The sequence below is a fragment of the Streptomyces sp. NPDC025793 genome, assembly GCF_055558375.1.
Genome location: NZ_JBVHMR010000106.1, coordinates 1 through 9,542 on the forward strand (window position 1 = coordinate 1; position 9,542 = coordinate 9,542).

General features: G+C 67.7%; 6 protein-coding genes and 1 pseudogene. 5 read left to right on the plus strand and 2 right to left on the minus strand.

The annotated features are described in order from the left end of the window. Positions 1-321: 321 nt before the first annotated feature. Complete coding sequence (locus ACZ4MF_RS48210; protein WP_467500712.1) at positions 322-1,239, minus strand: helicase associated domain-containing protein; 918 nt, start codon at positions 1,237-1,239, stop codon at positions 322-324. Positions 1,240-1,368: 129 nt separating this feature from the next. On the opposite strand from ACZ4MF_RS48210, the pseudogene ACZ4MF_RS48215 reads away from it, so the two are divergent. Next, positions 1,369-1,671: pseudogene (locus tag ACZ4MF_RS48215) on the plus strand (methyltransferase domain-containing protein); the annotation flags it as partial. A 113-nt stretch (positions 1,672-1,784) separates the two neighbouring features. On the opposite strand, the gene ACZ4MF_RS48220 reads toward ACZ4MF_RS48215, so the two are convergent. Beyond that, the gene (locus tag ACZ4MF_RS48220) at positions 1,785-2,987 is read right to left on the minus strand and encodes a helix-turn-helix domain-containing protein (RefSeq protein ID WP_467500714.1); all 1,203 of its coding nucleotides are present in this window, start codon (positions 2,985-2,987) and stop codon (positions 1,785-1,787) included. 328 nt (positions 2,988-3,315) lie between these two features. On the opposite strand from ACZ4MF_RS48220, the gene ACZ4MF_RS48225 reads away from it, so the two are divergent. From ACZ4MF_RS48225 to ACZ4MF_RS48240, 4 genes are all read left to right on the plus strand, one after another. Beyond that, positions 3,316-4,545 carry a serine hydrolase domain-containing protein gene (locus ACZ4MF_RS48225; RefSeq protein ID WP_467500722.1) on the plus strand — a complete coding sequence of 410 codons (1,230 nt, stop codon included), beginning with the start codon at positions 3,316-3,318 and terminating at the stop codon, positions 4,543-4,545. A 772-nt stretch (positions 4,546-5,317) separates the two neighbouring features. After that, positions 5,318-6,418, plus strand: a complete 1,101-nt coding sequence (locus ACZ4MF_RS48230) for a reverse transcriptase domain-containing protein (RefSeq protein WP_467500716.1) — start codon at positions 5,318-5,320, stop codon at positions 6,416-6,418. A gap of 598 nt (positions 6,419-7,016) precedes the next feature. Continuing rightward, positions 7,017-8,786 (plus strand): group II intron reverse transcriptase/maturase, encoded by a 1,770-nt coding sequence (ltrA, locus tag ACZ4MF_RS48235; protein WP_467500718.1) that lies wholly within the window; start codon positions 7,017-7,019, stop codon positions 8,784-8,786. 132 nt (positions 8,787-8,918) lie between these two features. After that, positions 8,919-9,293, plus strand: a complete 375-nt coding sequence (locus ACZ4MF_RS48240; RefSeq protein WP_467500720.1) for a group II intron maturase-specific domain-containing protein — start codon at positions 8,919-8,921, stop codon at positions 9,291-9,293. Positions 9,294-9,542 lie beyond the last annotated feature (249 nt).

Below are 9,542 nucleotides of genomic sequence, written 5' to 3' on the forward strand. Positions count from 1 at the left end.
CCGACTGCGACCAAAAGTAGTCACAGCTGTCATATCGGGTCATATCGAAAGCTGTGCGGCAGGGGGCCGACCGGGGTATATACGGCCCTGCTTGGCGCTCCGTCAGAATGTGAAGCGGCTCGAAGACCAGGCAGATTGAATGACCATTAGCCCTTCCGGATGAACTGCTGACGCCTGCTCACCCTCCGCTGGCTGCGTGTCGCTACGAAAGCCATGACTGATCCGTGTTAGGGGAGGCGGCTGCGCCAGAGCCTGCTTGCCGTGCAGCCCGGCACGGGATCGCACAGTGGTGAGCCGGCCCTCCCGCGGGTGCCGGTGTCGTCAGCCTGGCGAATCGGTGCGATAAACACGCTGGACGGCGCCGCAACCGCCCCGGGGCAGGGCCCACAGTCTCGCGCAGGTCTGACGCGCCCGCCGAGGTCGCAGGACTTGTCCCTGTGAGGAGGCCTGTGCGCCCGGTGGCCCCGGGGAGTAGCGCGGTGTTGGGATGGGGTTCGTCAGTCGAACAGACCGAGATCCACCAACTGCTGGCGCTGCGCTTGCGACAGCGACGCCTGCCGACTGCGCATGTTGCTGCGCCACACCCAAGCCGCACCTCGATGTCCCGTCCGTCGTACCGCACGGTCTCGATATGCAAGCGCGGAATCCTCGCCAGCGTGCCTTTCCCGATCCATGTACTGCCGCGCCGCGGCCGACCCCCGCTCGAAGGCCCCAAAGCCGCGCTTGGGGCCGCCGCGGGTGCTTCCTGCCCGGCGGGTGCGGTACGACGCCGACGGCCTCCAGCAGCTCACGCTGCCTGTCCATCAGGCCCTGCCACACGGTGCGCCGGCGCTGCCGGGCGAGCCACTTGCCGATGTCCATGCCGTGGACGGTGACGCCGGGCAGGACGTCGGCCTGGTCCTCTTCCTCGCCGACCAGTTCGCGCAGGGCGGCGTAGTGCCGCTGCCAGTGCGGTGCCCAGTCCGGGTTCCAGTGCTCGTCGACGTCTTCCAGTGCGGCTTTCCATGTCGGGTGGTCGGCGAGGGCGCCGGGCCGGCGCAGGTTGGACGGCCACTGCCCGATCGGCCGGTCCAGGGCGGTCGCCGTCCTGGGCGCGCACAGCGTCCAGTGCACCTCGTAGTACGCGCGGGCCGCCTCCAGGTTTTCCTGGAACGCCGCATCGGCGACCGACCAGAGCATGCCGAGCTGCTCCAGCCGCTCGGCGTGCTCGCCCGTCATCTGCCCTGGTCTGTCATGCACCTTCGGATGGAGTACCCGAACTGCCGGGGCGTCCCGTGATCAGGTGACGGGAGGATCGGTCCCGAGAGAAAGGGCCGGTATGGGGCCGGAGAACGGCGGGGAACGGCACGGGTGTTGGTTTCCTTCCCCGTGACGGACCACCAGGACGAGACCAGGGCGGCCGACGACGGGGTCGTCGAGCTATATGTGTCGATGTTCGCCGATCGGCTGGAGGCACAGCCGATCGCGCGGAACATGATCGGCACCTTCGCCGAGCTCGTGCGTGGCACGGGGAACCTGCGGGCGGCCGACGTCGGTTGCGGACCCGGTCATCTGACGGCCATGCTGCACGTCTTGGGGCTGGACGCCTTCGGGCTCGACCTCTCCCCGGGCATGGTCGCCCACGCCCGGCGGGCCCATCCCGCGCTGCGGTTCGACGAAGTTCGGATGGACAGGAGCTGTCCCCGAGACAAGCCCAGAGGCCACCGGCCGAGGCCCAGGCAGGGTGGCCCGGAGCGCCCCGGGACGAGGGCCGTCACAGCACTCTCCGCAAGTCCCGTACCGCGTCACTGCGTGAGGGATTCGGCGACCAGCCGCCAGATCTCCGCTGCGAGGTCCATGTTGCCGCTCGCCTGGGCCTGTTCGGCGAGGCTGCGCAGGGCGGTGATGGCCTCCTCGCGATCGCCTTCCATGAGCCGCACCCGGTTGCGCAGCACGTCGAGCCTGATCCGTTCCTGATACGGCGTCAGGTCATCGAAGCGTTCCAGCTGGGCGAGCAGCGCGCGCGCTTCGGCGGGGCGGGCCTGCAGGATGGCCATGCGGGCGCGCAAAGCCAGCAGTTGCTGCTCCATGGCCGGCGTTCCCGCGAACGGCATGCACGCCTGCACTTCCTCGATGCGCCGCTCGGCGGCCTGGGTCTTCGGCGGTTCGTGCAGGAGGTCGAGGCGGGCCGCGCTGACACGCATGCCCATCCATACGGTGAGGTCGTCCCGGCCGTTGAACCCGCCGATGGCCCGGTCCATCAACTCTTGAGCAGCATCGAGATCACCTTGGCGGGTTCGGATGTTGGCCACGGTCCACAGGGCCTCGGCCCAGTGCAGTGCGGAGTGCCCCTCGGCCGCGGCGAGCAGTTCGTCGCCGTATCGCGCGGCATCGGGAAGCCGCCCGGCTTCGGCGAGGGCCGACACCATGGCCAGCAGCGTCGACGTCAGAACCCGGGCGGGAAGGCCTTCGTTCTTCGCCAGCTCGTAGGCGCGCGTCGAGGTGGAGACCGCGTCGTCGACCTGGCCGGTGTTGCGCATGCAGCGGGCCAGTTCGGCCAGCACCCTGGCCTGAAGCTCGGGCAGCCCGATGTCGGCGCTGAGCGCGTCCAGCTCGTCGAGACTCGTCCGCTGTTCGGTGAACTCCTGGCGCCGGCGGCGCCACTCGGCGACCTGCCACAGTGCCTGCCAGCGAAGGAGCGGCTCCTCGCCGCCCGACGCCTTCAGCGCCTTGGCGAGCGACTCACCGGCTTCGTCCTGGCCCAGGCCGGTGGCCAGCGTCAGGCTCTGCACCAGCGACGTGGCCGTGGACTGTGCCAGCTCGGCCGGGCTGATGCCCAGCTGGGCGGCCAGATGTGCCACGGCCCGCTCGGTGGGCTGCCGTGCTCCGGACTCGAGCCGGGACAGGTAGCCGGTCGACATGCCCTCGCCTGCGAGGGCGGCGAGGGTCAGGCCCCGTTCGGTCCTCAGTTGCCTGAGTCGGCGGCCGAACACCGGCTGCTCGAGCATGTCTGAACTCCCGCGGGTGGTGACGACGTCGTCCGGCGTCAGGTTGGTGCCTTCGCCCCGATCCTAACCTGCTTGCCGACAGGGTGGCAAATCTTTGCCTTAATGGATCTGCTGAACTCGGGCGCCCCGAAGCGGGTTGGCAAATCAGTTAGGCAACTACTTGCCAAGCCTGTGGCAATCGTCGTAACGTTCGTGTCGTCGCCGAACGGGCGGAGGCCGACGACATCGCGGGGGCAGTCCCCACGATCGAGCCCCGGCTCACCGAGGCCACGGGCCGCCGCCGGGTCGGGACGCTCGGAACGAGATACCGCACACAGGGAGATTCATGATGGGAACGAACAACAGCGCCTTCTCCGAAGCAGGGCTGCGCAGGATCCGCGACGTGTTGGCACGGCACGTCGAGTCCGGAAGGATTCCCGGGCTGGTAGCGCTGTTCAGCCGGGGTGATGAGACACACGTCGAAGCGGTCGGGACGATGCTTCATGACGGTGGTGCGCCGATGCGCCGGGACACGATCTTCCGGATGGCCTCGACGTCCAAGCCGGTCACGATGGCGGCGGCGATGGTCCTGCTGGACGAGTGTCGGCTGCGGCTGGACGACCTGGTGGAGCCGTGGCTGCCGGAACTCGCCGACCGGCAGGTGCTGAAGCGGATCGACGGCCCGCTGGACGACACCGTGCCGGCGCGGCGGCCGATCACCGTACGGGACGTGCTGACCTCCACGTTCGGGCTCGGCATGGATATGACCTCGCTGGGCACCCCGATCATGAACGCGGTCTTCGAGCAGGGGCTCACGCCCAACCTGCCGGAGCCGATGCCCGAGCCGGACGAGTGGATGCGCCGCCTGGGCACGCTTCCGCTGATGCACCAGCCCGGGGAGCGCTGGCAGTACCAGATCAGCAGCGATCTCCTCGGCGTGCTCGTCGCCAGGGTGACGGGCCAGTCGTTCGAGACGTTCCTGCGCGAACGCATCTTCGACCCGCTGGGCATGCAGGACACCGGCTTCCACGTGCCCGCCGACAAGATCGACCGGCTGCCGCCCCTCTACACCCCCGACCCCCAGACCGGAGAGTTCTTCGTGTGGGACAAGGCCGCGGGGGGACGCCACAGCGCGCCTCCGGCGTTCCAGGACGGCGGCGGCGGACTGGTCTCCACCGTCGACGACTACCACGCCTACTTCCGGATGCTGCTGAACCATGGGAGGCACGGGAGCGAGCGGATCCTGTCCCGGCCCGCCGTCGAGCTGATGACCACCAACCACCTCACACCCGAGCAGAACGCCGCCCGCGACGCCATGGCCCGCGACAACGTCCACATCTCGTTCGGCCAGGGACAACACGGCGGCTGGGGCATGGGTATGGCGGTGCGCACCTACCGCGGCGACTACGCACCCGTCGGCCAGTTCGGCTGGGACGGCGGAAGCGGCGTCTCGACCTACGCCGACCCCCACAACCAGATCACCGGAATCCTGCTCACCCAGGTCGGGATGTCCACCCCGGACTCGGCACGGGTCATCCAGGACTTCTGGACCACGCTCTACCAGGCGATCGACGACTGACACCGGCCCGGCGTCCCGTTGGGCCCCGCTCAGCCCGCGACACCCCTGTTGCCGACTCCCTGGCGGCTGAACTGCCGATGTTCCCGCCAGGTCTGGCCTTCACCCCGTTTGCCGATGCCCGGGTCGCCCGTGGGTGGGAGATCGCCTCGTGCGACCCCGGCCTGAGCAACCCCACCCTGACCGGCCAGGATGTCGACGGTCGGGTGATCCGGCTCTGTCGAAGATCTTGTTTGCGCCGCAGGGGTGTTGAAGCTGAGGGCAGCCTGATCCGGGTGGTGCCGGAGAGGGCGAGAGCGGCCCTGACAAAGCCGGGACGTGCCAGTACTGCCAGATGGTGCGGGTCCGGCGAGCGTGATGGAAGAGGAGTACGGGAGGAACCGGCGTGTGACGTCTCTTAAAGCGACACCGGCTCGAATCTGGTGGATGGGGGCGGGGTGTGGCGCGTATCCGGGTCATTCCTTCGGGTGATTTGGAGAACTCCTGGGGCGGTATACAAGAGCCGCTCGGGAGGCCGCGGGGAAGGTCTGCGGCGTACTCGCGGCGATGCCACAGGGACACAGTCGGGCTCCTCCTTCATCGAGCGAACCACAGTGAACACGGGAACCGTCCCGGTCCTTGCCCTTCACGCCGCGTCCGGCGGTGGTGGCGGGGCTGAGTGCACCGACGACTGATCGGTCCGGGAGGGGGCGGAGCCGCCGTAGTACTCCGAGGCCGGGAAAGCCGGTCACACGGGGAAGGGCGGCAGCGGTATCGAGAAGGGAAGAATGCTGCAATGCCGGAAGATGCGCCGCCGAACGGCGACGCTCCGCCAACGGGCCCCGAAGTGGGGCCCCGTCAGCGGGTATCGGAGATGCAGGCCAAGCTTCACCGTTGGGCGGCGGCCGACCCCGGTCGCAGGTTCGATGACCTGTTCAACCTCGTGCACGATCCGGCCACGCTGCGAATCGCGTGGGACCGGGTTGCGGGTAATCAGGGGGCGCGGACTCCGGGCGCGGACGGCCGCACGGTCGGCTGGATCGAGTCCGAGATCGGCGTCCCGGCCTTCCTGGCCGAGGTGCGTGAGCGGCTCAAGGCACGGGCCTGGAGCCCGATGCCGGCACGCGAACGCGCGATTCCCAAGCCCGGTGGCTCGGGGAAGATCCGCAAGCTCGGGATTCCCCGGGGGGAGGACCGCTTGGTCCAGGCGGCGCTGAAACTGGTGCTGGAGCCTATTTTCGAGGCCGACTTCGAGCCGGTTTCCTACGGCTTCCGGCCCGCGCGGCGGGCACAGGACGCGATCGCCGAGATCCATTACTTCGGCACCCGAGGCTATCGGTGGGTGCTGGATGCGGATTTCGAGGCGGCCTTCGACAACGTCTCGCACCGCGCCGCTATGGACGCGGTGCGGGTCAGAGTCAAGGGCAAGCGCATACTGGAGCTGGTCAAGGCGTTCTTGAAGGCTGGTGTCCTCACTGAGGGCGGTCAGTACCAGGACACTCACACCGGCACGCCGCAAGGCGGGATCCTTTCACCGCTGATCTTCAACATCGTCCTGTCGGCGCTCGACGAGCACCTGCACAGGCCGTGGAAGAGCGGCGGGGAGATGAGCACCGGCTCCCGGCGGGACCGACGTCGTCATCTGGGTCTGCCCAGGTGGCGGGTCGTCCGTTACGCGGACGACTTCGTCGTCCTCGTGCACGGCACTCGCGACGACGTCGAAACGCTGCATGAAGACATCGCTCATGTGCTGGAGCCTCTGGGTCTTCGGCTGTCACCGGCCAAGACCAGACTCGTGCACATGACCGACGGTTTCGACTTCTTGGGTGCGACACGATGTCGCTTGGTTCGAGTGAGCGCGCTGATTGGAGGGCTGAGCACGATGACAGCAGCGTAGCTCCGGATAAGTGTTCACAGGTCCGTCCCCGCTCTGACGTGCGTTGCTGATAACGGCAGGGTGCGAAGCTCAGGGAAGACGCCCAAGGGCTCCCGCTCCATCCGGGGGCTACAGGCAAGGGGAAGGCCGGACGGGCGAGTACACGCGAACTCTCGATGATGCCTCGATATCGATACCCTCGGAGATGGGATGGATTGCTGGGGGCAGGGCTGGCCGTTGGGAAACGGCAGGCGGCGGCTGGTGACTAGGAGCCAGCCGCGAGAACACCGCCGCCCCGGGGTACAGAGAGCGCCCACCCCGGCCGGATCTCGACCATGCGGAACGTGAAAACCCCGTCGGGGTCCGGGACTTGTCCCGGTAAGCCGACCGTGAGGGAGGCCCAACTCCCCGGCGGGCGCAGGACGGTCCAAGAAGCCAATGCCGGTACGCCGAAAGGCGACGGGAACCCGGGACGTCATGACCGCACCCTTCGCGGTTGTCCCGCATAACCGGCCGGATACAGGTAGCTGCCTGGCCCGAAAGGGAGCTGACGTGGACCGGGTGAGCCTTTGATGCACCAAAGCTGAAGTACCGGAACCGAAGGACAAGTTAGACACAGATGACGGCACACGCATTCGCTCTCGCGATGGCGGCCCTCGGAGTGAACGGACCGGAGGACGCGGCCCCCGACTGGGACGCCATCAACTGGCGCACCCACGAGGACCACGTACGGCGACTGAGGCAGAGGATCTTCAAGGCGACGAAGGACGGGGACCTCAAGAAGGTCCGCAACCTGCAAAAGCTCATGCTGCGGAACCGGAGCAACACGCTGCTCAGCGTGCGGCAGGTCACGCAGCGCAATGCTGGCCGCAAGACGGCAGGTGTCGACGGCGAGGTCGCCCTGACCTCCCGCGATCGAGGGGAATTGGCGGAGCGGATGCACCGTCACGCCTCGCCCCTCAAAACCCTGCCGGTAAAGCGGGTCTTCATTCCGAAGGCGAACGGGAAACAGCGCCCCCTGGGAATTCCAGTAATCGCGGACCGCGTGCAGCAGGCACGCGTGAAGAATGCGCTGGAGCCCGAGTGGGAGGCCCGGTTCGAGCCGAGGTCCTACGGATTCCGGCCCGGACGGGGCTGCCAGGACGCGATCGAGGTCATCTTCAAGACGCTCTGCGGCAACCGCAGCAAGCGCCGGTGGATCCTGGACGCGGACCTGGCCGGGGCATTCGACCGGATCGACCACGAGCACCTTCTCGACAGTCTCGGCACCTTCCCCGCGCGGGGCATGGTCCGGGCCTGGCTGAAGGCCGGCGTGATCGAGTCCGGCGAGTTCACGCCGACCGAGGAGGGAACTCCCCAAGGCGGCGTGATCAGCCCCATGCTGCTGAACGTGGCCCTGCACGGAATGGAGAAAGCGGCAGGGGTCCGCTACCGGCCCAGCGTCCGAAGTGACGCCGAGACGGTCACAGGATGCCCTGTGCTGGTCAGATACGCCGACGATTACGTGGCGATGTGCCACAGCCGCGAGCAGGCCGAGCAGGTCAAGGCCAGTCTCACGGCTTGGCTGGAGCCGAGAGGACTCCGCTTCAACGAGGACAAGACACGCATCGTCCATGTTGAGGACGGATTCTCGTTCCTGGGCTTCGACATCCGCCGCCACGTCGACCGGCAGGGCAGCGGGAAGCTGCTCATCACTCCCAGCAAGGAGTCGGTCAAGCGGTTCCGGAAGCGGCTCACCGCCGACGTGCGCTCCATGCACGGCGCGAACGCGGCCGCGGTGGTGTTCCGGCTCAACCCGGTCATCCGGGGATGGTCGGCCTACTACCGGAGCGTGGTCTCCGGCCGGGTCTTCACCGGCCTGGACCATCACGTCTGGCACCTCACCTACCGGTGGGCCAGGCGTTCGCATCCGAACAAGTCGAGGGGCTGGGTCGCGACCCGGTACTTCGGCAAGTTCCACAAGTCCCGGCAGGACCGATGGGTGTTCGGCGACCGCGACAGCGGCGCCTACCTCACCAAGTTCGCCTGGACGAAGATCGTCCGGCATGTCCCGGTCCACGGCAGAGCATCTCCGGATGACCCTGCCCTGACCGAGTACTGGACCGAACGGCGACGCAAGAAGAAGGCCCCACCCGTGGACGAGCACACCGCCCGGCTTCTGCGAAGCCAAGGCGGACGCTGTCCCGCATGCGGGGAATTCCTCCTGCACGCCGAGCACGAACCGCACAGCCCGCGCGAGTGGGAACAGTGGTTCATGACCGTCCGGCGGGTGCTGGCGAAACAGCACATCGTCGAACAGGTCGACGGCCAGGACCGGACCTTCTACCGGCTCCTCCACGCGCACTGCCGACGGCAGATCCTTGCCGGAAGAGCGGTGCACCAGCCATGACGCCGACGCGGAAACCTCGTCGTCCTCGGGGCTTGCTTGAGCCGTGGTGCCTGGAAAGCGGGCACGCCCGGTTCTTAGGGGGCGGGGACGCAGCAATGCGTCCCCGCTACCCGACGCTTCCACCACCGGAAGGTGGAATCGTGGAAGTGGCGAGGCAGGTTCTACCTGCAACGTTGGCCCTCGGCCCGAGCGATGCGGGTGCTGCGGGACAAGATCCGCGCGGCCACCGCCCGCTCGGAGACCGAGCGGCCGGTGTCCGCCGTGGTCGCCGACCTCAACCCCGTACTTCGGGGCTGGGCGGCGTACTTCCGCAACGGGAACTCCGGGCGGAAGTTCAACGCGGTCGACGGCTACGTCCACGAACGGCTGGCCATCTTTGCCAGCCGGAAACACAGACTCCGAGGCCGGAACTGGACCACCCGATTCACTTACGGATGGATCACCCGGCTCGGGGTCCATCGCCTCACCGGAAACGTGCACAGGGCGACGGCGCATGCCAGTCGGTGAACGATGTCGGAAAGCCGTGTGCGGGAGAACCGCACGCACGGTTTGAAGCGGCGAGGGCTGGAAACGGAGCGGAAGCCACCGCGCCAGTCCCCGACCCTACTCAGTAGGTGTTTTTCTTCCTGGCGCGTTGAAGCGTGGCGTCGCCCTGGAGGCGCTAGTACTGCAACCGCATCTGGGGTGACGATCAACGTCGCCTGTCGTTGATGTGACTGTGTGCTGATGTGCTGACGGTCGAGCAAATTGAGTCGT